The sequence below is a fragment of the Streptomyces sp. NPDC025638 genome (genome assembly GCF_055558775.1).
Genome location: NZ_JBVHLX010000031.1, coordinates 1 through 26,842 on the forward strand (window position 1 = coordinate 1; position 26,842 = coordinate 26,842).

The 26,842-nt window shown below is 68.5% G+C and carries 30 protein-coding genes; 11 read left to right on the forward strand and 19 right to left on the reverse strand.

Annotation, left to right across the window (positions count from 1 at the left end):
- The first annotated feature begins 707 nt into the window (after positions 1-707).
- The 3 genes from ACZ4EG_RS43405 (at position 708) to ACZ4EG_RS43415 (ending at position 3,573) form a co-directional block, all read left to right on the forward strand.
- Positions 708-1,211 carry a hypothetical protein gene (locus ACZ4EG_RS43405; RefSeq protein WP_467794579.1) on the forward strand — a complete coding sequence of 168 codons (504 nt, stop codon included), beginning with the start codon at positions 708-710 and terminating at the stop codon, positions 1,209-1,211.
- Positions 1,212-1,690: 479 nt separating this feature from the next.
- Entirely contained in the window at positions 1,691-2,212 is a 522-nt protein-coding gene (locus ACZ4EG_RS43410; protein ID WP_467794580.1) for a hypothetical protein, read from the forward strand.
- A 464-nt stretch (positions 2,213-2,676) separates the two neighbouring features.
- Positions 2,677-3,573, forward strand: coding sequence for a replication-relaxation family protein (locus ACZ4EG_RS43415; protein WP_467794581.1), 897 nt, complete (start codon positions 2,677-2,679; stop codon positions 3,571-3,573).
- Positions 3,574-3,907: 334 nt separating this feature from the next.
- Here the strand turns inward: ACZ4EG_RS43415 and ACZ4EG_RS43420 are convergent, their stop codons facing one another.
- Both ACZ4EG_RS43420 and ACZ4EG_RS43425 read right to left on the reverse strand, forming a co-directional pair.
- Entirely contained in the window at positions 3,908-4,729 is an 822-nt protein-coding gene (locus ACZ4EG_RS43420) for an RICIN domain-containing protein (protein ID WP_467794582.1), read from the reverse strand.
- Positions 4,730-4,794: 65 nt separating this feature from the next.
- On the reverse strand, positions 4,795-5,280 hold the full coding sequence (locus ACZ4EG_RS43425) for a hypothetical protein (RefSeq protein ID WP_467794583.1): 486 nt from the start codon (positions 5,278-5,280) through the stop codon (positions 4,795-4,797).
- Between the two features lie 370 nt (positions 5,281-5,650).
- Between ACZ4EG_RS43425 and ACZ4EG_RS43430 the strand changes: the two genes are divergently transcribed.
- On the forward strand, positions 5,651-5,974 hold the full coding sequence (locus ACZ4EG_RS43430; RefSeq protein ID WP_467794584.1) for a DUF3024 domain-containing protein: 324 nt from the start codon (positions 5,651-5,653) through the stop codon (positions 5,972-5,974).
- A gap of 12 nt (positions 5,975-5,986) precedes the next feature.
- Here the strand turns inward: ACZ4EG_RS43430 and ACZ4EG_RS43435 are convergent, their stop codons facing one another.
- Positions 5,987-6,463 carry a single-stranded DNA-binding protein gene (locus ACZ4EG_RS43435; protein ID WP_467794585.1) on the reverse strand — a complete coding sequence of 159 codons (477 nt, stop codon included), beginning with the start codon at positions 6,461-6,463 and terminating at the stop codon, positions 5,987-5,989.
- A gap of 76 nt (positions 6,464-6,539) precedes the next feature.
- Between ACZ4EG_RS43435 and ACZ4EG_RS43440 the strand changes: the two genes are divergently transcribed.
- A complete protein-coding gene (locus tag ACZ4EG_RS43440) occupies positions 6,540-6,752 on the forward strand; it encodes a hypothetical protein (RefSeq protein ID WP_467794586.1) in 213 nt (70 codons plus the stop codon).
- Positions 6,753-6,860: 108 nt separating this feature from the next.
- Here ACZ4EG_RS43440 and ACZ4EG_RS43445 read toward each other — a convergent pair whose 3' ends face one another.
- The 3 genes from ACZ4EG_RS43445 to ACZ4EG_RS43455 form a co-directional block, all read right to left on the reverse strand.
- A complete protein-coding gene (locus tag ACZ4EG_RS43445) occupies positions 6,861-7,742 on the reverse strand; it encodes an ATP/GTP-binding protein (protein ID WP_467794587.1) in 882 nt (293 codons plus the stop codon).
- A complete protein-coding gene (locus tag ACZ4EG_RS43450) occupies positions 7,736-8,113 on the reverse strand; it encodes a hypothetical protein (RefSeq protein WP_467794588.1) in 378 nt (125 codons plus the stop codon). Before ACZ4EG_RS43450 ends, ACZ4EG_RS43445 begins: the two co-directional genes overlap by 7 nt.
- An 803-nt stretch (positions 8,114-8,916) precedes the next feature.
- A complete protein-coding gene (locus ACZ4EG_RS43455; protein ID WP_467794589.1) occupies positions 8,917-9,099 on the reverse strand; it encodes a hypothetical protein in 183 nt (60 codons plus the stop codon).
- 1,056 nt (positions 9,100-10,155) lie between these two features.
- On the opposite strand from ACZ4EG_RS43455, the gene ACZ4EG_RS43460 reads away from it, so the two are divergent.
- Both ACZ4EG_RS43460 and ACZ4EG_RS43465 read left to right on the forward strand, forming a co-directional pair.
- Complete coding sequence (locus tag ACZ4EG_RS43460; protein ID WP_467794644.1) at positions 10,156-11,262, forward strand: AAA family ATPase; 1,107 nt, start codon at positions 10,156-10,158, stop codon at positions 11,260-11,262.
- A 21-nt stretch (positions 11,263-11,283) separates the two neighbouring features.
- Positions 11,284-13,506 carry a S8 family peptidase gene (locus ACZ4EG_RS43465; protein ID WP_467794590.1) on the forward strand — a complete coding sequence of 741 codons (2,223 nt, stop codon included), beginning with the start codon at positions 11,284-11,286 and terminating at the stop codon, positions 13,504-13,506.
- Between the two features lie 194 nt (positions 13,507-13,700).
- Here ACZ4EG_RS43465 and ACZ4EG_RS43470 read toward each other — a convergent pair whose 3' ends face one another.
- Together ACZ4EG_RS43470 and ACZ4EG_RS43475 are read right to left on the reverse strand one after the other, a co-directional pair.
- Positions 13,701-13,913, reverse strand: coding sequence for a hypothetical protein (locus ACZ4EG_RS43470; RefSeq protein WP_467794591.1), 213 nt, complete (start codon positions 13,911-13,913; stop codon positions 13,701-13,703).
- Positions 13,906-14,256, reverse strand: coding sequence for a hypothetical protein (locus tag ACZ4EG_RS43475; protein WP_467794592.1), 351 nt, complete (start codon positions 14,254-14,256; stop codon positions 13,906-13,908). Before ACZ4EG_RS43475 ends, ACZ4EG_RS43470 begins: the two co-directional genes overlap by 8 nt.
- 62 nt (positions 14,257-14,318) lie before the next feature.
- Here ACZ4EG_RS43475 and ACZ4EG_RS43480 point away from each other — a divergent pair, with 62 nt between their 5' ends.
- The gene (locus ACZ4EG_RS43480) at positions 14,319-14,672 is read left to right on the forward strand and encodes a DUF6233 domain-containing protein (RefSeq protein WP_467794593.1); all 354 of its coding nucleotides are present in this window, start codon (positions 14,319-14,321) and stop codon (positions 14,670-14,672) included.
- On the opposite strand, the gene ku is transcribed toward ACZ4EG_RS43480, so the two are convergent.
- From ku to ACZ4EG_RS43495, 3 genes are all read right to left on the reverse strand, one after another.
- Positions 14,669-15,607, reverse strand: coding sequence for a non-homologous end joining protein Ku (ku, locus tag ACZ4EG_RS43485; RefSeq protein ID WP_467794594.1), 939 nt, complete (start codon positions 15,605-15,607; stop codon positions 14,669-14,671). The two genes, ACZ4EG_RS43480 and ku, sit on opposite strands and share 4 nt — an antisense overlap.
- A 201-nt stretch (positions 15,608-15,808) precedes the next feature.
- The gene (locus ACZ4EG_RS43490) at positions 15,809-17,089 is read right to left on the reverse strand and encodes a competence protein CoiA family protein (RefSeq protein WP_467794595.1); all 1,281 of its coding nucleotides are present in this window, start codon (positions 17,087-17,089) and stop codon (positions 15,809-15,811) included.
- Positions 17,090-17,210: 121 nt separating this feature from the next.
- Positions 17,211-18,170, reverse strand: a complete 960-nt coding sequence (locus tag ACZ4EG_RS43495) for a Shedu anti-phage system protein SduA domain-containing protein (protein ID WP_467794596.1) — start codon at positions 18,168-18,170, stop codon at positions 17,211-17,213.
- 333 nt (positions 18,171-18,503) lie between these two features.
- Between ACZ4EG_RS43495 and ACZ4EG_RS43500 the strand changes: the two genes are divergently transcribed.
- The gene (locus tag ACZ4EG_RS43500) at positions 18,504-19,664 is read left to right on the forward strand and encodes a ParA family protein (protein ID WP_467794597.1); all 1,161 of its coding nucleotides are present in this window, start codon (positions 18,504-18,506) and stop codon (positions 19,662-19,664) included.
- Positions 19,661-20,746: a ParB/RepB/Spo0J family partition protein gene (locus tag ACZ4EG_RS43505; protein WP_467794598.1), complete on the forward strand. Its 1,086-nt coding sequence runs from the start codon at positions 19,661-19,663 to the stop codon at positions 20,744-20,746. Before ACZ4EG_RS43500 ends, ACZ4EG_RS43505 begins: the two co-directional genes overlap by 4 nt.
- Positions 20,747-20,947: 201 nt before the next feature.
- Here ACZ4EG_RS43505 and ACZ4EG_RS43510 read toward each other — a convergent pair whose 3' ends face one another.
- The 3 genes from ACZ4EG_RS43510 to ACZ4EG_RS43520 are packed head-to-tail and all read right to left on the reverse strand — an operon-like array spanning position 20,948 to position 22,940.
- The gene (locus tag ACZ4EG_RS43510; RefSeq protein ID WP_467794599.1) at positions 20,948-22,126 is read right to left on the reverse strand and encodes a hypothetical protein; all 1,179 of its coding nucleotides are present in this window, start codon (positions 22,124-22,126) and stop codon (positions 20,948-20,950) included.
- Positions 22,123-22,698, reverse strand: a complete 576-nt coding sequence (locus ACZ4EG_RS43515; protein WP_467794600.1) for an RNA polymerase sigma factor — start codon at positions 22,696-22,698, stop codon at positions 22,123-22,125. The genes ACZ4EG_RS43510 and ACZ4EG_RS43515 overlap by 4 nt, the downstream gene beginning before the upstream one ends.
- Complete coding sequence (locus ACZ4EG_RS43520; protein ID WP_467794601.1) at positions 22,695-22,940, reverse strand: hypothetical protein; 246 nt, start codon at positions 22,938-22,940, stop codon at positions 22,695-22,697. Before ACZ4EG_RS43520 ends, ACZ4EG_RS43515 begins: the two co-directional genes overlap by 4 nt.
- Positions 22,941-23,313: 373 nt before the next feature.
- On the opposite strand from ACZ4EG_RS43520, the gene ACZ4EG_RS43525 reads away from it, so the two are divergent.
- On the forward strand, positions 23,314-23,607 hold the full coding sequence (locus ACZ4EG_RS43525; protein WP_467794602.1) for a hypothetical protein: 294 nt from the start codon (positions 23,314-23,316) through the stop codon (positions 23,605-23,607).
- 99 nt (positions 23,608-23,706) lie between these two features.
- Here the strand turns inward: ACZ4EG_RS43525 and ACZ4EG_RS43530 are convergent, their stop codons facing one another.
- The 5 genes from ACZ4EG_RS43530 to ACZ4EG_RS43550 all read right to left on the reverse strand — a co-directional run bounded on the left by ACZ4EG_RS43530 (position 23,707) and on the right by ACZ4EG_RS43550 (position 26,839).
- Positions 23,707-24,405, reverse strand: coding sequence for a restriction endonuclease (locus tag ACZ4EG_RS43530; RefSeq protein ID WP_467794603.1), 699 nt, complete (start codon positions 24,403-24,405; stop codon positions 23,707-23,709).
- Between the two features lie 440 nt (positions 24,406-24,845).
- The gene (locus ACZ4EG_RS43535; RefSeq protein ID WP_467794604.1) at positions 24,846-25,235 is read right to left on the reverse strand and encodes a hypothetical protein; all 390 of its coding nucleotides are present in this window, start codon (positions 25,233-25,235) and stop codon (positions 24,846-24,848) included.
- 67 nt (positions 25,236-25,302) lie between these two features.
- Positions 25,303-25,854, reverse strand: coding sequence for a WhiB family transcriptional regulator (locus ACZ4EG_RS43540; RefSeq protein WP_467794605.1), 552 nt, complete (start codon positions 25,852-25,854; stop codon positions 25,303-25,305).
- A gap of 26 nt (positions 25,855-25,880) precedes the next feature.
- A complete protein-coding gene (locus ACZ4EG_RS43545) occupies positions 25,881-26,165 on the reverse strand; it encodes a hypothetical protein (RefSeq protein WP_467794606.1) in 285 nt (94 codons plus the stop codon).
- Positions 26,162-26,839, reverse strand: coding sequence for a GGDEF domain-containing protein (locus ACZ4EG_RS43550; RefSeq protein ID WP_467794607.1), 678 nt, complete (start codon positions 26,837-26,839; stop codon positions 26,162-26,164). The genes ACZ4EG_RS43545 and ACZ4EG_RS43550 overlap by 4 nt, the downstream gene beginning before the upstream one ends.
- Positions 26,840-26,842 lie beyond the last annotated feature (3 nt).

Sequence of the window (26,842 nt, forward strand, 5' to 3'; positions counted from 1 at the left end):
CCCGCGGAGCGGGTATCCCAGCGCTGCGCGCTGGGAAGAGAACGCGGCCGCTGCGCGGCCGCGTAAACCCGCTCCGCGGGTTTACGGAAGGCGCTTCGCGCCTTCAAATAATTCCCGCTGCGCGGGAATTGGGATCTCCGCTGCGCTCCGATCCACCCGCCCGCTGCGCGGGCGGGAACCGTGAGGCTTCGCCTCACGGACAGGCCCCGCTACGCGGGGCAGCAACAGGAGAGGTGGTGATGCATCAACTCGGTTACCAGGTAGGATCACGAACCGAGAGACACCACCGGCGGAGGCCGGCCTTGGGGCGGTCAGTTCAGCGACCCAAGCGACTCACTCGCCGAACTGACCTGCCATCACCTGACAGACCATCCGGACGCTCCGTCAGAACATCTGCTCCAAGGTCGGTCATGCGCCGAGAATCGACACCGACCGTAGCACACGCAGTGCGGCCAGGGGAGTGTGTCAGCCATACTGATACACCAGCGCATCCGCGTCCTTGGGCAAAGTGATGCATCGGGTTGAATCACGAACAAATTCCTGTCCCCCAACTCCCGAATTTGGTGGGCCTTCTGGCGAGGAATCGAACTTGGAAGAATTGTTCCCGGGTCCTTCTTGTCGACCACGTTAATGGATAGAATAAGACGCGTCGGGTGAGCGGCAACTCATTCCGGCAACGTCTCTAGGAGAAGACAAAGGAGAGAAGAATGCAGCTCAAGCCGGTTTCTCTGGACGTCATCGCAGAGGCCCGCGAGGAGGCACACGCGGTCGTGATGACGCTCATGGCGCGGCTGGCGCCGGGTGAGCACGTCGTGCGGCTCGGGGTCGACATGGAGGGGCAGGAGCGCCCCTTGAGCGCGACTCTGCCGATCACCGTGGAGGGTGACGGCGGCGCTGATGACCTGGTGGGCGCGGAGCCCAAGTACCTGGACAACTTCGTCTTCCTGCTGACCTGCGGGCTGGCGCAGACCCTGTGCTCGGGCGTCATGTACCTGCGCTCTCCCGGTGCTGGCGGGAGCGCCACGGTGCAGGCTTGGCACTTGTGCTGGGGGGCGCTGAACGAGTGCCCGGCCGCTGAGGCGGCCGAGCTGCTCGGGGAGCGTGAACCCGGCGCCTACGTGGACGCGTTCGGCGTTCACTCCGCCGACGACGGCGACGACGAGGACGGGTGCGAGGCGGTCTACCCGCCGGTCGCCTACACCGTCCTGTAGAGGCCCCATGGGCCCGGGGTGGCTCCCCGGGCCCGCTCCTGCCCCGGTTGGCCCGCACGGGGCGCGGAGGGGTGCTGCGGATGGCGACCCGGCACCCCTGCGCACACAGCTCCCCTCCCCAGCCACCAACGCCGGGGAGGGGAGCGCAGCGGACCGTGTCCCACTGGGCGGGGAGCGCAGCGGACCGCCCTCACTTCCCCAGGGCGCGCAGCGCCCCGGGACACCCGCTCCGCGGGGGAAAGAATTAAAGCGAAATGCTGCGCCGCGCTTTACCTGATTGCCTTGTCGAAGGCGGGCTGGTTCATTATCGGAGGGGGTGGCGAATTAAAAAATGCTGGCGGGGAATTTCGGATACGAGCGGGTCGGCAAACCCTCTCCGGGAATTCCCTGCCAGCGTGTCTCTAGGAGAGACTCGTCTAGTGTAACGGGAGTTGGTGGTCGTGATGCTGCGCTGCGCACAGCGTGAGGGAGTGTCGGTGATGAGCGGGTATGACGCGTCGCGTCGGATCGTGGGCGGGCGGTGGGTGGTGAGCCGCGCGTGGGTCATGCAGCTCACCGGGGCGTCGGCGGCCACCGTGGCCCGCTGGAAGGCTCAGCGTGAGCAGTACCCGCCAGAGCGCCGGTTCCCGGAGGTGGCGTGCACGATCGGGCGCACCCGCTTCTACGTCCAGGAGGCCGTTGAAGCGTTCTGGGCGGCTTGGCAGGAGGACGTCGGCACTGGTCGTCTCCAGGCCGCTGGACGGCGCTCCGGAGACAGCCGTGGCAACCAGGGAGGCGGTCCCAGCCGCGCCCAGCGCGACCAGGCCGTGGCCGCCGCCCTCGAGGAGCTCCGGAGGGCCGGCGGATACCGGCGCGGCATCGCCGCGCAGCTGGCGCGCGAGCACGGCGGCCATGAGCGCGGCTGGCAGCGCGCCGTAACCGAAGCCCGCGCCCTGTACGAGCACGGGCAGGACCTGGACGACGCGGGACCGGCCCCGCAGCCGGCGCAGCCGTCACCCTGACGTCTGTCCGCGCAGCTGCGCCCGGCCGGCGCCCTGGTCCCCTGGTGCGCCGACTTGTCCGGCGCGGAGCGCGGAGGCCCCGCCGACGCGCAACACCCTTGAGGGCCGCCCGATCCCCCGAGGCTCCGCCACACCACGCCCGCCCTCCCCTTTTCCCTTTCTTCTTCTAGGCGGGGGCGTTGTGGGGTGCAGAGGGGGATGTCTGGCTCCCCGACCACGCCTTAAAGGCATGGTGACCTGCGGATACTCCGTCAGGCGCCGGGAGGGGGCGGACAGTTGTCGGCGGGGTTGTCGGAGAGGTTCCCGGCGGGGTCCCGGGCGTGGTCGGGGGCGGGGTTATCGCATCGTGACGCTGGTCGGGCCTTCGTGGTCGGTCCTCTGGTCGGGGCCGGCTGCTGGCCTGGACGGTACGCGCGGCGCCGGACAGAACGGCGCCGCACCGTACGGAAGGGACGACGGTGGCGATGCTGAACACGGACGCCGGCGGAGGAGACCGGCTGGCGCTGGCCGTGCTGGCGCAGTACCGGATGGCAACGACCGAACAGATGCATCTGCTGATCGCACCAGGGGTGCGGATCGAGCAGACGCGGCGCCGCCTGGCCAAGCTCCGCGACGAGGGCCTCATCGAGCGCATCACCCTGCCCCAGGCCGGCCGGACCCGGGTGTGGTTCGCCACCCAGTACGGCGTGGACGTCGCATCCGAGTGGCCCGAACTGCGGGACTGGCGGCCGCCGAAGCTGATCGCCGACCCCACAGCCGCCAGACTGCGGGTGGGCCACTCGCTGGTGGTGACGGAGACCGGGCTGGCCTTCCTGCAGGACGCCCGCCGCCGCGGCGACGTGTGCCAGCCCCTGGACTGGATCCCCGAGGTCTACCACCCCCTCGGCAGCGGCGAGGCCGTCATCCCCGACGCCCTCCTCTACTACCGCACCTCCGCCGACGGCGGATCGATGCTGCGGGCCTTCGTCGAGGTAGACCGGGCCACCATGGGACCCGAACGCCTCGCCGCGAAACTCACCACCTACGCCCGCCTCCACGACTACATCCCCGCACCCCCACCCGGACGCCCACGGACCGCCGTTGGGCAGCAGCTCCTGGAAGAGGACTGGCGGCGCCGCTACCCACTGTTCCCGCGGCTGCTGTTCGTCCTGGACGGCACCGGCCCAACCGGCGTCCAGACACGCATCCGCGCCCTCCACGCAGCCGCCTCGGAACTCGCACTGGCCAGCTTCCTGCGCAACGTCCCCGTCCTCGCGGCGCCATTGGTCGACCTGCTCCAGGGCGGCCCCTCCGCACCCGTGTGGCGCCCCGTCCAAAACCCCGAACACACGGTCCCCTGGAGCCAGACCCGGCACCCGTAGACAGCGCACGACACCGTCCCCCTCCCGGTCGTGGACGACTGCCCGGAGGACCCTGGAGTCGTGGCAAGGAAGAATGTCCGCAGATGCAGCCAGTGCGGCGGCCCGCTCCCCAAGGGCAGCCGCCGGTCACGTCGGTACTGCTCAGCAGCATGCCGCACAAAGGCCTGGCGGTGGCGGAGGGAACGCGAGGAGTGGTGGCGAAGCAACGCGTCGAGTTCGCCGCCGCCCTGCGGGAGGGCCGCCCGTACCGCCGACCGAAGGTCCGGTGCCCAGTCTGCAAAAGCTGGTGGTACGTCGGTGAAGCCACCGGCGGCAAACGCAAGCGGCAGTCTTTCTAGGCGGTCCCGCCGTTTTTCCACCGCTGCTGGGGCTGGTCGCTGTTGCAGGTGGTCAACATCAGCCGCTCGCCGCCGCCATCAGGCGGGGAGTCGACCTCCAGGCAACGCCCGCTCTCAGTGTTCTTCAGGGTCTGACCTCCCGTGGTGTTGCTTCCTATACGCCATTCCACGTGACCAGTTCCTCCGATGCCGCTGCAGTTTTCCAACACGGCCGCGTCGCCGTAAAAGGGCTCCGACAGGCAGTTTCCGCTCGCGCGGTTGACCAGCTCGAAGGTGCTGCCGGAGGAGCGTAAGGTCCACAAGTAGGCATCGCTGGAACTGCAGGTCCCCAAGCCGGGGTTGACGGTACCGTCACCGGATGACACACACTGGCCGGTCGAGACGTTCCGAAGGCGCGACACAGACCCCGGGGAAAGTGTCGTGGCCTCGGACTCCGCGGACGGCGGCGGCGCGGCCTCAGGGGGGTTCCCCGCACCGGTCTGTACCGGCTGAGTCACGGCCGCCGCGTTGCCGGATGCGCGCGCGGCCGGGCGCGACGGGGAGCGGGCGGCGGACGGCGACCCGGAAGGCGACGTTGACGCGGAGACCGACGGCGCCGGGGAGGACCGCTCCGGGCCCGACGGGGATGAGTCCGGCACGAGAGTGATGGCCGTGATCGTCCCGCCCGCCACGACAACGGGCACAATCAGCAGGCGCAAGCGGCGTGCACGTTGCTTGCGGATGTAGGTGACCTGGTCGGCGTGACCGACCGCCACTCCCCCATGGGAGGCGGTGATGTGCGGGGCCTGGCTGTCGTCTGCGGCGCCGAATCCCGCCACGTGCAGCAGTCTTCCGAGGAGTGCGCTGCGGCTACGGCGCTGTGGACCTTGCGGGCCGGAGGCGGTCAGTCCTGGGCCGCCCCCGGCTTCGGAGGGTCCACGCGCACGTCTCCGTTGACCACACCGGTGGCCACCCCTCCGCGTGTGGCCTTGATGATCACGTCGCGGCCAGCCGCGAGACCCCCCGCGCCGGCCAAAGCGCCGGAGCCGTGCTGCCGGACATGCTCGACCAGAGCCCGCAGTTCCTCGGCGGCCTCGTCCCTTTCGGGTTCCGGCAGATCCTGGAGCAGGTCCGTGAAACGCGTTTCCCAGGACAGGGACTGTGCGACACGTACCCGTTCCAGCACTCCCTGCGCGTCTTCGTCGGATGCCCGTGCGAGATCGGTGGCGGTCTGGTCGAGACGCTGCAATACCGCCTCTTCCCGTTGCCCGTCTCGCCCCAGGAGCCGGGCCACTGTTGTTCTGGTCCCGATCCAGGCATCGGTGCCGGCCGCCGTCACGACCGCCGTTCCCCCCGAAGCGGCAAGCACGACCAAGATTTCCGGCAACATCCAGATCCCCTATGACCAGTTGAGTGACGGACCTTCAGCCACGCCATTCAACACGCCTCGTCGGGTGAAGGGGCAACGAATCCGACAACGGTCAGGCGAGACTGCGCGGCCCGCGCTCCTGAGAGGACTCCGCACGAGCGGAGCACCCCCCGACGTCACCCAGGGACCCAAGGGCCCGCAGGCGGAGAACGTCACCAGGATCAGCTGACCAGCGGCCGGCCCCGTCCCGCCAGCCGAAGCTGGCGGGACGCTCTTGCGTGCGCACACCATCCCCGCGCCCGGGCGAATTGGTGAACAGCGAAGATTGACGATTTGCCACCGAAGTTTGACCGAAGCTGTTGAGCGTGGGGCCAGGGTTACCGTGGGGGATGTGAAGATCTCCGAGCTGGACCGGGCCCGGCTGAAGAAGTGGGCCAAGCAGCGCATCCCAGCACATGCGAAGGCGGAAATTGCGGTGGGGTGCACGGTGCGGGGTAGCGCCGCCGTGATCACCGAGGAGCGTGCGCCGTGGGACGGGGTCGGGCAGTGGACATCGCGACGGGTCGCCCGGTTGCGGCGTACTGATGAGGGATGGCAGGTGGACGGGGTGGACCGTAACGGCCGCTGGTATCCGTGCGATCACCTGCCGACGGCCCCGTCACTGGACGAGGCCCTGACTGTGCTGGGTGATCCCCGGCACGCGTTCTGGGGCTGACCCCACCGCTGGTCAGAACGGGTGGGGCTCGGCGGGTGCCGGGCCCGGGGACGACGGCGCCGAAGCGGAATCCGAAACCGGTCTGGCCGTCGGCGCGGGTCCGCTCTGCGAGGGCATGCCCTGGTGGTAGGTCTTGGTGACCTTGGCGGTCGCGTAGGTCAGGGAGACCGCGACGTCCTCGGCGTCGATCTCCATCGTGGTACGGCGCTGGCCTTCCTTGTCGTCGAAGGTGCGCTGCCGCAGCTTTCCGGTGACGATGACCCGCATGCCCCGAGTGAGCGACTGCGCGGCGTTCTCGCCGGCTTGTCGCCAGAGCGAGCAGCGCAGGAACAACGGTTCCCCGTCCACGAATTCGTTGCGGTCGCGGTCGAACACCCTGGGGGTGGACGCGATCGTGAACCCGGCCACGGGCATACCGGAGGCGGTGTGCCGCAGTTCGGGATCGGCAGTCAGGTTCCCGACCACCGTCACCAGCGTTTCGCCTGCCATGCCGCCGCCCCCCTTGCCTGTTACTGGATCTCTCCCACCGTACCGGCCCGGCGGACCCGCTGGCACGATGACCGGCATGACGAACCAGGAGAACACACTGGAGACGGCGGCTACGGCACTGCACGCTGCGCAAGAGGCAGTCCACACGGCCCGCCGGGGCCTAACCGCGGCAATCGTCAACGCGTACCGAGCTGGGGAGCCAGCCGCTCGTATCGCCGAACGCACCGGCATGAGCGTCATTGAGATTCGGAACCTGCTGGCCGCTACCCAGACCTCACGCCACGGCTGATCTCGGCAAGCCGGTGGTCAAACTTCAGCGGCAATGGATCACCATCGCTGTCACAGGTCACTCGGCTGTGCGCGCCGCCCGGCAAGCAGCGGAACCATCCGCGGGCGGTCAGTTGAGGACCTGGGCTTCAGCGACGGCGACCGTGAACGGTGTCTGGCGGACCTCGGTGAGCTGCCCGGCATCGCCACCGCCCCCGGTGACCTGCCAGTCGACCGTCCATGTGGCGGTGGCCGTGCCGTGAAAGCGTCCGCCGGCCGCGGTACTGGAGGTCTTGTCGTAGAGGTAGCCGCAGTCCGGTGACTTGGCCTTGCCCATCGACGGCTCGTACCGCGTGCCGGGCCCGTGACACACGGTGGGGGCCGAGCCGTCGCCCATGTCCCATGTGATCGTGGCAACCTTGGCCGTGGCCGTCACCGTCACGCCGCCCGCCGTAGCCGTGGCGGTGGCCGGTCCGTACGTCGTCGGCGTCTGATCCACCCACATCCACATGGGCATACCGACCACGTACTTCCCGCCCGCGCGGGGACTGGCCACCTTCGGCCCCACCAGTTTCATGGCGTCCACCGCGCGCTGCGCGAGGACCTCCGGATCGACCGCGGGCGCGGCCGGGGCCGCGCCATCGGGGATCCACGTGACACCCACGCGGCCGGTCTCTGGGCAATTCACCTGGTAGACCGCGCCCTTGCCGCCGCGCCTCTTGCCGTCCTGCATGGCCAGGTTGTCCGCCGGGGGCTGGGGGTTGAGCTTGGTGTAGGTGCACTTCGGCGCGTCCGAGCTGCTGGCGGGCGAGGAGCCGGCCGAGCCCTTGCCGCTGTCCGTCCCGCCCGTGCCGGGCGTGTTGTCGCCGTCCTGAGCGCACACCTTGACGTACAGGGTCGCCGCCTTGCAGTCGCCCGTGCCGATGCCGGTCCCGTCGTCGTCGGCGTGTGCAACGGGGGCGAGTACGCCGGCCGCCAGGACCACCGCGGCCGCCGTCGCTCGTCTCAGCACAAGCCGCCCCCTTGGGTGTTGATGGCGGTCACCATCCACCGCCCGTGCCACCGCTCCGCTTTCGCCGTGGCGACGTACCGCAGCGGCTGGGCGGTCGGCAGCGGGATCACCTTCTTCGCCTTCGTGTCGTACGTCTCGTACTTCGACAGGTCAACGCAGTCCGACAGCGTTGCCTTCGGGGTCTTTGCCGTCATGTCGAGGGCGGTCACCTTCGCGTCGTGGCCGACCTCGCCCCGCACAATGGCCCCCGACTTCTTGAGCCTGGCCAGGTCGTTCCGGATCTGACCGAGCGCGTCAAGGGTGGCGTACTTCTCCAGGGCCGTGCCCTTCTCCGAGGCCTGCCGGTACGCCTTCGCCTGCTCAGCCGTCATACCGTCGTAGACGGCCAGGACAGCCGCCTTCTCCGCGGCCTGAGAGTCCGCCGACGCCGACGCGGCCGGCCGTGTCGAACCCGCCGACGACACAGGCCTCGAGGCAGCATCCTTGTCACCGTCGCTGTGGCTACCGGAGCCACACCCGGCCAGGACCGCCGTGAATGTCACTGCGCATGCGCAAAGCCCAACCGTGCGCACCCTTCCGACAGTTCGCATCCGTCCCCCTACGTGCCCGTCGCGCGATGATCGCCACCGTAGCCGCTTCTGCACCGGTTGTTACAGGCAATTCAGCGCCAACACTCAGGCCCGACCACGGCCCGCACCACCCCCGACCATGAACCCTCCAGGCCCGACCATGAACCCTCCAGGCCCGACCATGAGCCCGACCACGGCAGGTCACAGCGTTGCGCAGACCATCCGGCCGAAACCTGCGCAACCGGCCCCCGATTGCGCAGCAGCTGAAGTCAGCCACCCGGCCCGACTGCACAGCAGGCTGCGCACCCCGTGACCGCTGCGCACGCACGCACGCCCCCGACGAGGTCTGCGCAATGGTCCCGGACGCGAATACGCAGCCCACTGTGCAGGACCGCCGCGGCCGCGCGGACACCCTCGCCCGAGACGGCCTCTTTCCACGGGCCACCTGTGTGCATCAGCCCATCACCGGCCCGACCGTCGAACGACTGTCGGAGCCAAAAGAACTCGGCAACTCGGTACGGCGGGGCCAGCGCTCATGCTGACGGGCGCCCCGCCCGCCGACGCGGCCACGCGGGGGCAGTGACCCGCGCGGCCGCCCGTGCGGGTCACTGCCCTGCGCTCTGGACGATCCCGAACACGACGGCGGCCAGGACGCCGGCACCGGCCAGAGCGACCGTCAGCGGCACAGCCAGCGCCGGACGGCGGTGGACCACGTAACCCAGGCCAACGACGAGGACCAGGCCCACCAGGACCAGGAGCAGCACGACGAGCAGAGCGAGTGCGGACACGGGAGTTTCCCCCTCGGGATCAGGCACGCGGCAGACCCGCGTACAGATGGATGGCGGGGCGTAAGGCCCCTTTGGCCCTCCGGCACCGGCAGAGGTGCCGGACAGGGCAGCGCCAGAGTGCTGGCTAAGGGGGTTAGCCCCGCAACCGGCTCTGCCCAGCGCATTCACCATCGAGGTAATCCCGGTCACGCGATCAGGCGGAGAGGGAGACGGCTCGGGCGCTGCGGCCGACTCGACACTTCGCAATCCCGATCCCGCATTCAAGGATTCTGACCCGCCAGAACGCCGCCTCGCGTCCTTGAATACGCGCCGCCGCCCCGCTACAGCCCCGGGGTGGATCAGGTCCTCTCTCCGGCTATCGCGGAGAGAGGTGTCGGCGTCCGCGACCGGCTTGCCCACAACACCCCACCTGCACAAACGGGCGCCCACGCGATGAGGGTGCTGCAACCCTCGGTGCACCTCTCGGTGCAACGGTCGGCCCAACCCTCCAGCCCCCTATGGGCCCCACCAAGAAAGCAACCCGCCGGGGCCGGACAGGGCCCGCCAGCGGACCGTGCCCAGTACCGGCCGGGCAAGCCCGTCGGGGCGCTGGGCAAGCCCCCGTTCGTCGGCTTGCCCAGCCAGCGCGGAACCCCGGCCACGGGTGCCGGACGGCCGTACCACGGGCCCGCCCAAGACCCGCAACCCCCCGACCATGGCAGGTCACGCCCGGCTGCCCGCCCCGGGAGCAGCGCGGCTCCCAACACATCGCGCAACCCGACGGAAGGGGGGCACCGCTCAGGCGCCGATGTGCCGGAGCGCGGTCGCGGATGCCCGTCCGGGGGTGACATCCACAGTCACGTCGAAACGGCATCCGGAGTCCGCGTGCATAGCCACATCGCCATACGCGCGGAGCGTGCTTTGGGACATGCGTGCGGATAGTCCACCTCAAGTGCTTGTGAGAGCAGCGCTGGGTATCGATATGGACGACCAAGCTTCAGAAGACGTGCATCTAGCCCAGTAGTTACTAGGGTGTCACCTATGACGAGGACCTTGGACAGTCAACATGTGGACGAGATGACAGCACTTGAGCAAGATTTGGTCCACCTTGCGCGTATGGCGCTCGCGGGACGCAGCCAGGACGTTCAAACCCTGTTGCAGCGCTTGGCGAGGCGGTACAGCCGCACCAACGAAGCAACCGGCAAAGCGCTCCAAGCCCTGTTGCGGGAGGCTCCGAGTACGGATGCGCCCCTGCGTGGCTTGGGCAACGCCGCACCGGTCCCACTCGACATGGACAGTCGGGTTCCTCTGATTCGCCCAGACCATCTCACGCCGTCGGTGATTCCTGTTCTATCAGCCAGCGTTCACAAGGCGGTTGATCAGATCTGTGAGGAGCGCCTGGGATGCGATCGCCTCCTGCAGGCCGGCCTGACACCTAGCAGCAGTGCCCTCTTCGTCGGGCCTCCAGGAGTCGGAAAGACGCTGGCCGCACGCTGGATCGCGAGCCGTCTCAACTTGCCGCTTCTCGTACTCGACTTGTCGTCTGTCATGAGCAGCTACCTGGGACGCACGGGCGGGAACATCCGCAAGGTCTTGGACTACGCCAAGGCCAGTCCTTCCATCCTTCTGCTGGACGAACTCGACACGGTCGCCAAGAGACGAGACGACGGTGCCGAGGTCGGGGAATTGAAGCGGCTGGTGACCGTGCTCCTGCAGGAGATCGATGACTGGCCGTCCAGCTCCCTGCTGCTCGCGGCTACCAATCACGGTGCCCTCCTTGATCCTGCCGTGTGGCGCCGCTTCGAGGTCGTGGTCGACTTTCCTCTGCCTGACGCAGCGCAGTTGCGAGAAGCCCTCGGCCAGTACTGCGAGGGCCATGCACCTGATGACGTTCTCACTGCCATCGCTCGGGCGCTGAGCGTTCAGGGCGCATCGTTCTCGGAGGCCCACCGCCTGGTGACGGCAGCACGACGACGTGCAGCGCTCGATGGACAGCCGGTCGGGGAGACGCTGCTGAGCCTGTGCGGCGAGCAAATCAGGCAATTGCCTTTTGCAGACAGGGTGCGGTTGGCACTGGACCTGGTGCAATCTGATCACATGTCGCAACGGCGCGTGCACGAGCTGTCAGGGATCAGTAGGGACACGATCCGAAGCCGCATGCGACGTCAGGAGTCTCAGGGGTAGTTCTCGTGGGGGGAGCGGCCAGTGCCCGGACCATACAATTTCCTGCTCGGCCACGGCGAAAGGCTCGTTGAGTCAGTCAGGCTACCGGGCGGCGGAGGCCCAACGCCGCTGCCCTACACCGAGGAAGAGGCGCGTTTACGCCTGCGCCCGCAGGTGAGGACTGCGGTGCAGCACTTCGCACAGCTCCCCGCCAAGGCCTGCCCAGACGGACAGGTCGTCGGCATCCTGACGATGCACCCTCAGTTCATCGCGAAGAGCTACCACCCGGCACAGTTGCTGGACGATCTCGGCCTGTCCTACGTCGGCGCCCGCAATGCCGTGGTGCAGCCCGAGAAGTGGACCAATCCGGAACGTCGCCCGGAGCCCGCAGAGACAGCGGAACTGTTCGTCTCCGGGCGCCGCGCGGCTTTTACCCTCTGGGCCCAGCGCATGGCGGCTGGTCCTCTGCCCGGAGGAGACCAGCTGCGGAAGGTAGAGGCCTTCCGTGCCCCCGCTGCTCGCGAGCGGCAGCGCAACATGACGCGCCTGGCTGCAGGATCACCCCTGATCGAGGTCGGCCTGCATCTGCCTGCGCGAATCAGGGAGAAGATCCTCACCGGCTTCGAAGCGTATGTGGAATCCCTCGGTGGCACCGCCGAGATCAGCCACGCCTTGAAAATGCCGGGGATCGGCTTCGTCCCGGTACGGGTTGCGCGGGAGGCGATAGACAGGCTGTCCCAGTTCGCCTTCATGCGCGTCGTCCGGCCGATGCCCAGGCTCAGGGCCTTCCATCCAGTCGAGCGCGCCGCGACAGCGGTCGGGCTGAAGGCGCCGTCGCTACCCGCTGAAGGCGCCGTCGACCCCACCGTGAAGATGGCGGTCCTGGACGGGGGGCTCGAAGAGGACGGCCCGATGGCGCCGTGGGCACACTCCCACGAAGCGCCTCACATCGGTGACGCCACAAGCGACTACCTCGATCACGGTCACAACGTCACCTCAGCCGCCCTTTTCGGACCGCTGATCCCCGGGCAGCCGGCGCCGCGGCCTTTCGGCACTGTCGATCACTTCCGGGTCGTCGACCAGGACCCCGAAGACGACCTCGCTCTCTACCGCACGCTGGACCGCATCGACACCGTGCTGAGGGAGAACCCGCACGAGCTCGTCAACCTGAGTCTCGGCCCCGACCTTCCGATCGAAGACGACGAGATTCATCCCTGGACCGCTCTGCTCGACTCCTGGCTGTCCGACGGCAAGCGACTGCTGACCATCGCGGCAGGCAACAACGGCACTCTGGACCGGCCTTCCGGCAACGCGCGGGTGCAGGTCCCCTCTGACAGCGTCAACGCCCTCTCGGTAGGGGCGGCCGACTCCACACGCCCTTCCTGGCGGCGCGCCTCGTACAGCGCACTTGGCCCGGGACGCTGCCCCGGCATGGTCAAGCCCGACGTACTGAGTTTCGGCGGAGACCAGCAAGAGCCCTTCTTCTTCGCTGCCCCGTACGGTCAGGACGCGCCCCCGATGTCGCTCGGCACGAGCTTCGCCGCCCCCAGCGCCCTGCGCATGGCCGCCGGCATCCGAGCACACTTCGGCCCCGTCCTCACCCCGCTCGCCCTGAAAGCACTACTCGTCCACTGCGCCGAGGACAACGAGCAAGACACCTCCGAGCGAGGCTGGGGCCGACTTCCCGGGGCTCTGGAGGACTACGTCATCTGCCCACCCCACACCGCGCGCGTCGTCTACCAGGGCAAGCTCGCCCCCAAGCAGACCGTCCGCATGTTCCTCCCCCTGCCCGAGACAGTCAGCGCCGGGGACGTCCAGATCTCCGCGACCTACTGCATCGCCTGCCCGACCGACCCAAGGGCTCCGCGCAACTACACCACCAGCGCTTTCGAACCGACCTTCCGTCCGAACATGGAACGGCTCAGCCCATCAGGAAGCGTCCCCAAATCAGAGCCGTTCTTCCAAGCCCGCGACTACATGAGCGAGCAGGAGCTCCGCTCGGACGCCCACAAGTGGGAAACCGTCAAGCACAAGACGGCCGTTTTCAAGGCCGACCGGCTCAAGCGCCCGGCCTTCGACGTGCGCCACGTCTTCCGCCTGGACGACCTCCCGCCGGAAACCAGCCCCGAAGTGTCCTACGCGCTCATCGTCACCCTCAAAGCCCCCTCGGTTCCGGACCTCTACGACCAGGTCGTCCGCACCTACCCGGCCCGCCTCGAAATCCTCCAGCCCGTCATCGCCATTCCGATCACACTGCGTCCGTAGCAGCGCCTCCAAGCGACCGCCCCTGAGCAGTAGGCCGTTGACCAGAAAGACGGCGCTGCAGACAGAACAGCAAGCGGCCCCGGTGCCGGGCGGTACCGGGGCCGCGACCGGCGCAAGTCCTGTCACGAGGACACCGGGGCTCGCACACGCGTCACGGGATAAACGCACCCTGACGGCGCGGGTCACGGGCCCGGTCAGGCATCCGTATCGGCGTGCCAGGCATCCACCGCCTGCTCGCCGTCTGCAGCATGCTCCCGGAGCACGACGGCCGCGCCCGGCAGGCTGCCGTACGAGCCGATCCACGACGCGAACATCCGCTCCGCGGTCGACCGGGCATCCCACCAGCCCTGCATGACCGTGCGGCCCGCAGCCGTCAGCGTGAGGTGATACCGGCCCGGCTCAGCCACGACGTGCGCCTTCGGCCCGGTCGACAAGGATCACCGGTGACACGCCCGCCTCAAACGCCGCGGCCCGCACGTCGGCGAGGACCTGCTCCACCGTGTCCGGCGCCCGGCCCGGGGTCATGCCGACAGTGGCCAGGAAGCAGTCCCGGCAGCGGTCCAGCCAGCGCAGCCCATAGCCGGGAAGATCGGCGGCGGCGGTCGCCCGGGCGGGCCGGCCGCAGCCCGCACACGGCGGCGGGGGCGGGGCGAGCCGCGCGGACGCCTCCCGCCCGGCCCACCCGGGCGGGGCTGGGGCGAGCGCGGCCGGGTCAGCGCCGAGGTAGCGCAGGACGTCGTCGATACCCACCGCGCTCCCTCCCGCCTCTCCCTGGTGTGGCGGTTGCTTCCCCTGATCATAGAATCGAACACGTGAACGAGGAAGCGCCGTCGCGGCTCCAGCTGCTCCACTTCGCCCGCCGCGTCGTGGCCCAGCAGGCGACGGCCGCCCTCGCCCAGCTCGACACCTGGATCGCAGCAGAAGAACGACGGGAAGCGGAGCGTCGCCGCGGCGAGCAGATGCGTCCGGACCCGCCCGAGTGGCTGATCCAGTACGGCCTCAACAAGCAGAACGTCGACGCCGTGCACACCGGCGACTGCTGGGCGGCCGCGAAGAGCGGACGCTGCCGCCCGGCTACCCGGCAGCAGGCACTCGACGCCCTGCGCCGGCAGGTACCGGCATGCATCCACTGCCGCCCCGACACCGCTCTCGGCATCCTGGACTAGGCACTGCGCGGCCCGCGGCCCGTCGTCTTCTTCGCGGTCGTCTTGCCGGCCGTGCTCTTCTTCGCGGTGGCCTTCGTGGCGGGCGTCTTCGCCGTCTTCCTGACGGCGGCCTTCTGGGGCATCTCGTGGACGTCGGCCTCGGTGTCCTCCCCGCGGGAGGCCTGCGCCCGGGCCACGGACTCCTGCAGCGCGGCCATCAGGTCCACGACCTTGCCCGGCTGGACCTCCAGCTCCGGCACCTGCGGCAGGGGCTTCTCCTCCCGCTTCGCCTCGATCACCTTCTCCAGGGCCTCGGTGTAGTGGTCGACGAACTCCTCGCCCTCCAGCCGGTCGGTGGCCATCCGGTCGATCAGCAGCACGGCCTCGTCGACCTCCTCCTGCGACACCTCCACCGCCGGCGGATACAGTTCCGACGGGTCACGGATCTCGTCGGGCCAGCGCATCGCGTGCAGCACCAGCGCGTTCTCGCGCACCCGCAGCAGGCCCAGCCGCTCCCGGCCGCTCCAGGCAAACTTCGCCACCGCCACCCGCGACGACCTCTCCAACGCCCTGCGCAGCAGCTCGTACGGCTTCACCGCGACCTGCCCGTCTGGCTGCAGGTAGTACCCGTCCCCGATCCTGATCGGGTCGATCGACTCCCATGGGACGAAGCCCTGGATCTCGATCGCCTTCGCCGTTGGCAGTGGAAGGTTTCGCAGTTCCTCATCCGAGACCGGGATGACCTGCGTCCTCGTGAGCTCGTAACCCTTGCCGATCTCGTCCTGGCGGACCTCACGGTCCTCCAGCTCGCACACCTTCCGCACCCGCACCCGCCCTCCGTCCTCAACGTGGTACTGGTGGAAGCGCACACTGTGGTCCTCGGTCGCGGACACCACGTGGACGGGAACGGTCACGAGACCGAAGCTGATCGCGCCGCTCCAGATCGTCCGGGGCATGGAAGAACCTCCGCAGAACACCCCGAGCACACCCAGCCTAGAAGCCGGTCCAGCACCAGGCACCACAGGCCGCCACTCCCCCGCCCAAAAACACCAAGGCCAGAGACGGCTCCCCGTCCGCCCGACCGCACCCTCACGCTGCCTGCGGACCTACTCACGGTGGGTGAAGACCTGCCACCTTGCAGTCTTCGCGGCTTGGTCTCAGCGTGCTTGGGAACCCGCCCAGGCTTCCCGGCAGGCCCGGCAGGCCATGGGGGCGTTGCGACCGAAACGGCGGATGAACTGGCCGCACCCGATGCAGGGTCCGAGTTCCCAGGGTTTGCAGTCCAGGGCCGCGGCCATCGCCGCCCGTTCGGGGTCCGTGACCGCCACCGGCTCGCCAGCCTTGGCAGGCCGCATGGGTAAGACGGGCAGGGTGAGTCCGCCGGTGGGCTGGCCGAAGTCCCGCAGGGGGCGCGGATCGCTCCGGTACGCCAGGTGTTCCTCACCGGCACTGCACGAGCGGTCCAGTTCCTCGCTACTGAAGGTGATGTCGTCGTCCGACTCGTGGCTGGGCTCCTTGGGCAGGCGGGTGGGCCCGGCCATGTCCTTCCACGTGCTGCAGTCCTTCACGGGCACCCACATGTGCCGTCCGGTACGCGGGTTGTGGCGGCTGGGGACGAACACCGCCAGGCTCTCCCCGGTCGCGGAGGTGACGATGAGGTCCTCGATGTGGACGGGCGGCTTGGGTGGCTCGCACAGGGCCGGCAGGAACCAGTCGGCGTGGATGCTGCCGCAGTGCCCACCGCTGCCCTCGAGGCAGTGCCGGACGCTGCTGGGTACACACCGCCATGTCTGCAGATGCCGGAACCCGCCGCGGATCAGCATCTCGCGGCCGTCCGCGATGTCTTGCCAGTCCATGTCGTCCACGCGTGCCCATGGGGCCCGGTCGATGAGGGCGGCCCTGTCGCTCTTGGTCACCCATAGCGGCATCACCCCGTTGTCGCGGGCCTTGACGGAGCGCCGGTGAACCGCGCTGGGGCTGAGCGGGTAGTACTGGATCTCCCAGCCGATCCGGGTTCCGTCCGGACCTGTCACCAGCGCATCCGCCACTCCACGGCCTCCGGTGCCGCGCACAGGCTGTTCCGCGCTGGCCTCCAGCCCGTGCTTGAGCGCGGTGGCGACCACGCGTTCTTTGGTGGCCTTGTGCTGGTCGGTTTCCGCGGCGCTCGGCTTGTGTGTGACGGGCAGATGAGCGGCGACCAGCGGACGGCGGCCGCCGACGCGACCGCGCCGTACGAACATCCACGGCGACTTTCCGCCCGCTTCCGACTCGCACGTTTTGCCGTCATGGTGCGCCAGACACTCCAGCAGCTCCGGATCCCGCTCGGCAACACTCGTCATGATCTCGTCGAGCAAGCCGGGCCGGTCACGATGACCGAGATCAGGAAGCGACAGGTTGACTTCGATGTTGTACCCGCGATGCCACACCCCGTTGGCCATTACTTCACGGTAGAAGCATCATCTCCTGGGCAACAGAGCGCGCCTGCAGGTGAGTTGCCACCGCAGGCGGGAGCCAGGGAGGTCTGCCCCGATCCCGCTGTTGTCGAAGGTGGCGGGAGCGCTACGCAGTCAACTCGGTGGCCACTGCTTCGGTGGGGTCGTCGGCAGCCGTCACGTGGCTCAGTAGCGCGTGGCACTGGGAAAGGAGCTGGTCGTAGGTCATGACAGTGATTCCGTGCATCCTGCTGTTGAGCCCGTGTAGAGCACGCGACTTCTCTTCCTCCCAGTCGTGTGACCGCCCGACGATGACGACGGCACGTGGGTGGTACGCAACAATGTCGGGTCGTGCCGGTCGCAGGCCATACTCCGCTGCGCGGTGCAGGGTATCGAGATAGCGGTGGCACTGACCGATCGCCTTGGCGGTATGCGATGACCAGTACCAGTTCTGGTGTGTGTCGTCGTAGAGGATCACGTCCATGTCAGGACGTTTTAGCTCGTACACGTCACGCAACCCGCTGGCGGTGGACTTCATCAGCAGGTCGACGTGGTCACCGATTCCGATGACTCTGTGATCGTCGCGAGCTACGTAGGCATTACCAAAGGCCCAGGAGTGGCGCTCGCACCAGTCTTGGTAGACGTCCTCTCGGTTGCGTCCTTCGGCGAGATGTTCCTGCAGTTCCGTCACAGCTGATCGCAGTTCGCCAATCCTGACGGCAGCTGAGAAGGCCTTTGCGAGGGTCTCGGGGTTGACTTGGCGGGCGAGTTGGGCAGCGAACCGGCGGCTTCCCAGAGCACTGCCGATGGCGCCGACGGCTTCATCAGATGCGTCTAACTGCGCCCCGAGTTCATCCGTTCTGAGCACGAGGTACTGGCCATCGTCGTCCTGCTCAGACACGGAGAGCGCCTGGGCGATGTGACGCTTAAGTACGTACAGGTCCTCTGCCTTGAGCGTCATCTCACACTGCTCACCAGTCCGCTTGTCTGTGCGGACAAGCTTCATAGACAGCTCAGTCGATGAGTTCCTGTGGGGGATGAAGAAGGGGATGGCCTCGATCAGCACATGCGACGTGTCCCTGATCACCAGTCGGCTCCCGTATGAGAGGGCCCCTGAGGCAGCAGGACGCCGATCAAAGAAGGTGGGCTCATTCCCGTCCATGGACGTATGTTGGGCCACTACATCACTCTGTGTCCCACCTTTTCGAAAAGTGGATCACTTATTCGATTTGCGGAATTCTGTCCGCCTCGGTTGTCACTAGTCGAGGGCTGGCTCGGGTCCTGCATCGTCCGCTCTGACGTCGTCGCCCGCTTGCTAAGGCGGGCCGGGTCTCACTCCGGCGGTCGGCACGGTGCTTTGGCGGGTTGAAATCAGCAAGAACGTTGAGTGGTTGGCACGCCGGCCCGGCTAGACCTAGTAATGTTCGGCTGCATGAGCATCCCAAGCCCACGGGGGGACCGAGAGAAGCTAATCACCGCTCTCACTCCCAAGTTGCGCAGGCATCTGAAGATCCGTGCGTTCGAGCACGGCATGGACATCCAGGACGCGACCGAACACGCCATCCGCGCCTGGTACGAGGCCGACGGCTCGCCGGAAGTAGAGACGGACGGCGCGAAGACATGGGGGACGTTCCTCCCCGTTGGCGAACCCGACCGGTTCAAGTCGGTGTGTTCCCAACGAGGGGTGACCTACGTGCAGGGTCTCGCGCAGGCCCTGACGCTGTGGCTCGACAACCATCCCTCTCCCAACGCCCCTCTGGTGAAGCAGCCGGTGGTGCGGGTCATAGTGGCGAACCAGAAGGGTGGCGTCGGGAAGACGTTCCTCTCTTCCGGTGTCGCGCAGGCCCTGGCGGAGGCCGGCCATCGTGTCCTGCTGGTGGACTACGACCCGCAGGGGCATCTCACGGCGGAGCTCGGCTTCGAAGACCTCATGTACGAGGACGGGGTTGAGACGTTGATGATGCACATGGATGGCACGGCCAAGGGCGACATCCATGACTTGCTGGTGGCGCTGGACGACGACATCTTCGGTGACCGGCTGCATCTGCTGCCCGCCAGCGACGACGCGTTCCTGCGGGATGTGGCTCTGTCGAAAGTGTCCTTCAGCGAGGCCGCTCTCGAACGTGCCCTTGAGCCGCTTGAGGAGGACTACGACGTCATCATCATCGATGGCCCTCCGAGTCTCGGCCTGAACATGGACACCGCTCTGTACTACGTGCGGAGGAGGGAGGGCGAACTTGAAGACCGGTCAGGCGTCATCACTCCCGTCTGGGCGAACCGGGCCTCCCACCGCGCGGTGCGGCTGCTGAAGGCGCAGAAGGACGATCTGTGCAAGAAGGGCCGGATCGAGGTCGACTACCTCGGGCTGATCATCAATGCCTATGACTCCAGGCGCGGGAAGCTGGTCCAGGAGAACAAGGACGAGTGGGAGAAGAGCAGCTCGCCGCCGGTGCTGGCCGTGATCGGCGATCTGAAGGAAGGCCGGGAGGCCGCGGACGGTGAGATCCCGCTGCTGGTCTACGCCCCGGACAGTGAGCACGCGCAGGTCATGCGCGACCTGGCGAAGGAGCTTGCCGTATGACACCGCGCAACCAGCGCGTCACCCGTGGCTTCAGCATGGACGACGGTGAGGAGAAGGCGACTCCCCGTCGGGTCCGAACACGGCAGCAGATCATGAACGGTGAGGGGCGTCGGCCCCCGGCTGCTGTTGCATTGGACCTACTCGCCCACAATCCCTGCAACCCGCGTGACGAACTCACCGGCATTGATGAGACTGCGGAATCCCTGCGCGCCAAGGGGCAGATCCAGCCCATCACCGTGGCACGGCGGGAGGCTTTCCTGGCCGCCCACCCTGAGCAGGAGGCAGCTCTCGGTGCAGCCGAGTACGTCGTCATCGACGGTAACCGGCGTCTGGCCGCTGCCCATGTGGCCGGCCTCACCGAGCTACGGATCGACGTCAATGACGACCTTGCCGCGACCGCTGAGGACGTTCTCGAGTCCGCGCTGATCGCAAACATCCACCGCGTGGATGTGCCTCCGCTGGACCAGGCCAAGGCTATTCAGCAGCTCCTGGAGACCCATGGGTCACAAGGGCAGGTCGCCAAACGCCTGGGTAAGACACCTGCCTGGGTGTCGCAGCGTCTGGCACTGCTCGAACTGACCCCCGAGCTGCAGGAGAAGGTTGAGGCAGGCGAACTGAAGGTTGAGCCAGCCCGCCGTATCGGCCGCATGCCCAAGGAACAGCAGGCTGAGGCCGCCGAAGAGGCTATTAACGCCGTTAAGACCAAGGCCCCGCGTCAACGTCGTCCCGGAGCGCAGGAGACCGAGACCGTTAACGCCGTTAATACCCCCGAGGCTGAGGCGCCGAGCGTGCCGACGCCCCCGTCGACCGTTAACGCCGTTAATACCCCTGCCGAGAGCGCCGCCCCGGCACCTGCCTCCGATGCCGGAGCGGACACGCTGGACAAGGGGGAGGGCGGCCAGCCGAGGCGGTTGCCGTATGACGACGCCGTCTACGTCGTCCAGCACCTGCACCTGAAGATGACCACCGACAACTTCGTCCAGGGCGCTCGCCTTTGGATGGCAGTCCTACGCGATCAGCACCCTGAGGCCTACACCACGCTGCTGCACGAACTGAACCAGCAGGAACAGCAACCCGCCTGACAGTAGACAAAACACGAAAAGGCCCGCGCCCCCCAGCATTCGCGGGGAGTGCGGGCCTTCGCCAGGGACTCAGCGACGCGTCAGACCGCCCATGTCGCGGACGCCGTAGCGCGGTCGGGGTCGGGGAGGCCTGCGGCAGTCACCGGGGCTCAAGACGTCCGTGAACTCCCTGCTTTGGGCGCCGTCAGCTTCCAGTACGTCTCACCATTCGGCGAGGTCGCGGACGGTGGCGGTGCCGGAGCGGACGATCCAGGTACCGCTGCCGGGCGGGGTTTCGTCCGAGTGGGTCTTGAGATCTTCGACGTCGATGGCCAGCGGCCACTGGGTGGTGTGTTCCGACCAGTGGACGCCGCCGAGGTCAATGCCGGTCAGGTCGGCGTTGCTCAGGTCGGCGGTGGTGAAGTCGTCTAGGAGCGTGTGCAGCGAGTCCTTGTCGAGCGCGGGGGGTTCCCGGCGGAGCGCCAAGCCGATGGCCCGGCCAACCTCGGCGGTAAGGATTTGGACGATGACGACGTGGGCGTGATCGAGGGCACGGTCGCGAACGAGGTTGAAGTCGGGGTCGAGCTCGCGGGCGAGGCCGAGGGCGAGGCCGAGGTCGCGGGTGCGGGTGTGGGCGAGGCCGAGGGCGCGGGCGAGGTTGAGGTCGAGTTCGAGGGCGCGAACGAGGTCGCGGTCGAGCTCGTGGGCGAGGGCGCGGGCGAGCTCGCGGGCGAGGCCAAGGTCGCCGGTGAGGGCAAGGTCGCCGGTGAGGGCGCGGTCGAGGGCGCGCGCGCGGTCGAGGGCGCGGTCGAGGGCGCGGGCGAGCTCGCGGGCGAGGGCAAGGTCGCCGGTGAGGGCGCGGTCGAGGGCGCGCGCGGGGTCGAGGGCGCGGGCGAGCTCGCGGGTGAGGTCGAGATCAAGGGCACGGGCGCGAACGAGGTCGCCGACGAGATCGCCGGCGAGATCGCGGGCGAGGGCAAGGGCGCGGGAGTGGGTGCGGGTGCGGGTGCGGTCGTGGGCGCGGGCGTGGGCGCGGGCAAGGGCTCGGCTGGCCTTTTCGACGTCGGGGTGGTTGCGCAGGGTCATGCGGTCTGCGGGGCTGAGCGTGCGGAGGATCTCCTCAGCGTCCCTTGTGTCGGCGTGGTGGTGCGGTGTGTCGTGTGGGCTGGGCGGTGGGGTTTGAGGGGTGGTGGGGAGGATGGCGGCGAGGCCTGCTTCAGTGTCGAGGACGGTGTCGAGGTTGTCTGTGGCGGTGTCGTGGTGAGAGTGGAGGAGGATTTCGCGCAGGCCTGCTTCGGTGTCGAGGAGGTCGTCGAGGGCGTGGGTCAGGGTGTGCTGGTGCTGGGCGAGCCAGTGGCGCGCGGCCTGGTCGTGGGGGTTGGGTTCGGGGTGGCGAGTCACTGTTCCTCCTCCCGTGCCTTGAGGTAGGCGGCTGCGGCGCAGCGGGCCTTTTTCAGGTTGGCGCGTACGTTCTCGGCGGGCAGGCCGAGGTGGTCGGCGATGTCGGTGGGGGTGAAGCCAGCCAGTGTCCAGGCCATGACCTGGCGCTGCTTCATGGGCAGGCTGCGCAGCAGGGGTAATGCGTCGTGCCGGGCCTCCCATTCCGCGATGGCGTCGGGGCGGGGCACCAGGGAGGTGGGTTCGGGTACGTCGTCGACGAGTTCTTCGACGGAGGCGACCTTGCGCACGAGCGCGCGGGAGGCGGCTTTGTGGACCCAGGCCTTCGGGTGGGAGATGCGATCCCAGTTCCGGTAGGCGTCGGTCATGGTCTCCTGGGCGATGTCCGCGGCTACTTGAACGCCGGCACCGTGGTTGATCAGGAAGCCGATCAGGGGGCGGATGTTCTCGCGGTAGAAGGCGGAGAACTCCTCGTCCGTCTGCTGCCGGGCGCGGTGGCGTTGGCGGGGCGGGCCGGGGGGTGCAGGCGCGGCCGCAGGTAGGTCGGCGCCGTCCGCCGGGTCATGGTTGCTCACGCTGCCTGGTCCTCCCCTGGAACCGGAGTACGGGTGATCTTCACGTGCAGGCGGTGGCCGTCACCGTCTCGATCGTCGAGCTCCACCTGGCCGTCCGGGATCACCATCTCGGTGACCTGAAGAAGGTATCGCTGCCGCTGCTGTTGACGGCGTGCCCGCCAGCGCAGGCGCAGCCAGAATGCCAGCAGCGTGCAGGCCTTGGCGATGACGGTCGAGACGATGACGGCCGTGGCCGGGTCCATCAGGGATCCCCCCTTGCTCGTGCTACAGGCCCGTCCTTGAGGCCGGGCAAGAGTTAAGGGGGCAAGGAGCTCATGATCGTGAACTCGTGGGCCGACAATCTTTTTCCGCAGGTCTTCGGACTCTTCCCGGGCGGGCAGTTCTCCGTGCGCGGCTCAGAACCTGTGTCGGGCCCTGACACGACAGAACCGTGCTGAGCGGAAACCGCCAGGCCGTACTGGAAGCTAACGGCGCCCAAGGCAGGGAGTTCACGGACCGTGCCAGAGCGGATGGGTGGGGGGCTCGGGGTAGGCGAGGGCGTGGTCAGCGTCGTCCTGGGGGTGAGGAGGCCGAGGCGTTAACGCCGTTAATACCTCCGAGGCTGAGGCGCCGAGCGTGCCGACGCCCCCGTCGACCGTTAACGCCGTTAATACCCCTGCCGAGAGCGCCGCCCCGGCACCTGCCTCCGATGCCGGAGCGGACACGCTGGACAAGGGGGAGGGCGGCCAGCCGAGGCGGTTGCCGTATGACGACGCCGTCTACGTCGTCCAGCACCCGCACCTGAAGATGACCACCGACAACTTCGTCCAGGGCGCTCGCCTTTGGATGGCAGTCCTACGCGATCAGCACCCTGAGGCCTACACCACGCTGCTGCACGAACTGAACCAGCAGGAGCAACAGCCCGCCTGACAGGAGACAAAACACAAGAGGCCCGTGCCTCCCGCTGTTGGCGCAGGAGGCACGGGCCTCTCGTGTCGTCCCGCTCAGCACACAGTCGCGAGGCTCTTCTCAGCTCAGCGGCGTGGGGCGACGCGGGGGCGGAACGGCCCGCAACAGCTCCCACAGCGGGCGCGATCCCGCCGCCCACACGCCCAGGGTCTGCCTGTCGACCACGTGTAGCCGTTGCTGCTTGGCGAAGTCCACCGCCGGCGCGGACACCCGGCCGTTCGTCACGATGACGGCGACGTCCGCCCCGTGCACCTGCCGGGCCGTGCCGTTGAGCACCTGCAGGTCCGGGGTACCCACCGCCGAGCCACGGGCACCGTTGCGGCGGTGCTTGCACTGGATCACCCAACGCCGCCCGTACGGATCGGTCGCCTTCACGTCCGCGCCCAGGTCCCCGCGCCCGCCGACCCGTTGAGCGTCCTGGCAGCCATCCCTGCGCATGAGGTCCCGTATCGCATCCTCGAACCGGGAATGGTGCAGTGCGTCCAGCTGTGGAAGCCCGTAACGCAGACCCCGCGCCCGTACCGCCTCCCACCTTGCCCTCTGCTGACGGCTGTACAGCCAGCCCCCACCCGCCAGCACGGCGAGCACCAGGAGCAGGACAAGCACCCACCAGTGGGCCAGCAGCCAGTTGACCACCGTCACCACTAACGCGATCACCACGACAGCCGCCAGCACGAAGCCGACCAGCTGAGCGTCCCTCTGCTGCTGCCGCCTACTGGGCCGCCGCGGACGCCGCCGCGCCGGCCGCCGCCCGCTCAACGGTTCCACCGGATCGGGTACGACACGGTTGGCGTCGGGTGCGGCCTCTGTTTCACCGTCGGGGTCGTGTCGAACCGGATCGGGTAGTGAACCGTCGGCCGCGGGCCCGGCCCCGTCTTGCCTCCCTCCCCGCCTGCCGAAGCGTGACCGTTGCCTAACCCGACCACGGCTAACGCGAACACCGCGAAGATCGTCATTTCCCGTCTCGCGCCCGGAGCCCACCGCGAATGTCCGCGAACCGGTGTCCCGTCAGAGCGCTCGTACGGCCGTATCCAGGGCATGGGCGCCTCCCCCTCGTAGCACTGCAACCAGCCATGGTGACAGTCGCCACTGACAACGCCTCGCTGTCGACCGCTCAAGCCGCTGACTGGCGTGAAAGGCCTGGGAAGGAGGCTGAAAAACAGAAAAGGCCCGGACCCGCATCGCGGGTCCGGGCCAGGTCACACGGTCAACTCACCAGCCGTGCAAGGGGCCGGGATCTCTTTGGAGTGGGTGTAGCGGACGGGTTTGCGGAGGCGGTGCGCGTAGGCGATCTCGCGGCGGGTGCTGTCGCCGATGTAGCCGTCGGGGTTGACCACGAGGACTTCGTCAGCGAGGTCGATCTTCCGCAGGTGCAGGTCGTCCAGGACCGGTTTGAGCCGGTCGGCTTGCGCGGGGGTGGCCCACAAGGGGTGCGGTTGCTTGAGGTTGCAGCCGGGTGCGAGGACGATGCGGCCGGCGGCGGTCTCGTACAGCGCGGCTTCTGCGAGCTGCTCCCAGTACCTGGTCGACCCGCACAGGACGACGATCGGCGGGCGGGCAGCGGGGCTGTCAGCGGTCTGACTGGGCAATGAGGTCCCTCTCTTTGTGGGTGGTCGGAGCTACGGAGCGGCCGCCGTGGAAACGGCGGCCGCTGTTTCAGGGCCGCGTGGTGGCGGTCACGGGTCGGTGTTCTCCGCTCCGGACTGCCTTCCTGGTCGCAGTCAGGAGCCGGTGTACGTTGCGCTGCTGCTCGCCGGGCGTGAGGCGGCGACGTGCGGGTGGCATGGGTCCGTTGAGGTCGCGGTCCAGGCGGACGATGCGTGCCTCGTGCACGGTGAGCGGGGCGTGGCGGGCGGCCTGGCGCTGCTCGCGCAGCCGGTCCTCGTGGTCGGCGACGACTGTGACCCAGTCGGTGCCGAGCCGGTCGGCCAGGCGCTGGCGGAGGTGGGTGCGCTGGCGTGCGGTGGTGCCTGCCCATACGCCGAGGCGTGCCTGAGTCGGGTGGGCCAGCGCCCACTTGAGGCAGCCCGTCACGATCGGGCAGCCGGAGCACAGCCTCTTGGCCTGCTCGATGTCGGCCCGCGCTGCGGGTGTGCTGGTCGCCTCATGGGAGAACAGGCCGGGCTGGCGCTGGCATGCGGTGCGGGAGGCAGTGAAGGGAAAGGTGATCCGGTCAAAGGCCGGCGGGGCGGATCGGGGTCCGGGCATGGCGGAGCTCTCCTGCAGAAGGGACGTCAGGCGTGGTCTTGGGCGTCGTCGCGCGTGCGTTTGGGCTGGACGTCGGAGGCGAACCGTCCGGTCCGTGCTTTCACGGGGTTGGCGCTGATCCAGTCCTCTGCACAGGTCTTATGGACGGGCTCGCCGTGGTGGGAGCGCATCGGCGTCGGGTGGCTGCACAGCACGCATGGCAGGTCCTGCCAGCGGTCGAAATGGCGGCCGTCGCGCCAGTCCAGCAGGCCGCCGGGAGCCGGGACACAGCCCGGCTCCCACAGCGGCGCCTTGCGGGTCCGGCTGGTCATGCGAGGGGCAGGTGCGTGCCGTGGCGGCCGGGACGGCGTCCGTGGACCGTGGGCGTGTAGGCGTCGTAGTGGGTCGCCAGGTAGCCGGGCGGCTGCTCGCCGGTTTTCACGCGGTACATGGCCATGTCCGCGCCGCGCAGCAGGCGGGTGTGGGCTGCGTCGGGCAGGTCGACGGCGCGGGCGGTGCCGATCGACACGGCCGGGTGCAGGGCTTGCCCGTCGTGGTTCATGGGCCGTGTCAGCAGCTCGTGCAGAGCGCGGATTTCACGGGCGGTCGTGGTGGGCGACACCCGCGCCGCGACGCCGAATTCGTCACCCCCGAGGCGTGCGGCCAGTCCGCCGTGGGCGGCGGCCCATGTTCCGAGGCGGTGGCCGATGGCGGCGATCAGGGTGTCGCCGGCGGCGTGTCCGAGGGTGTCGTTCACCGCTTTCAGGCCGTCGGCGTCGGCGACCATAACGTGCAGCTGCTTGTGGTGGGTGCGGGCGAGCCGGACGGTGCGTTCCTTTAGGGCGTCGCGGCCGGGCAGGCCGGTCAGCGGGTCGCGGCGGGCGTTGTCGAGCTGGCGGCGCACGCGCAGGTCGTCGGCCGCGAGGGCGGCCAGGGCGAGCGGCACGGCGGCCGCCGTGATGACGAACGTGCGCTTCGGCTGCCGTAAGGCGCCGGATGCAGGCATGAT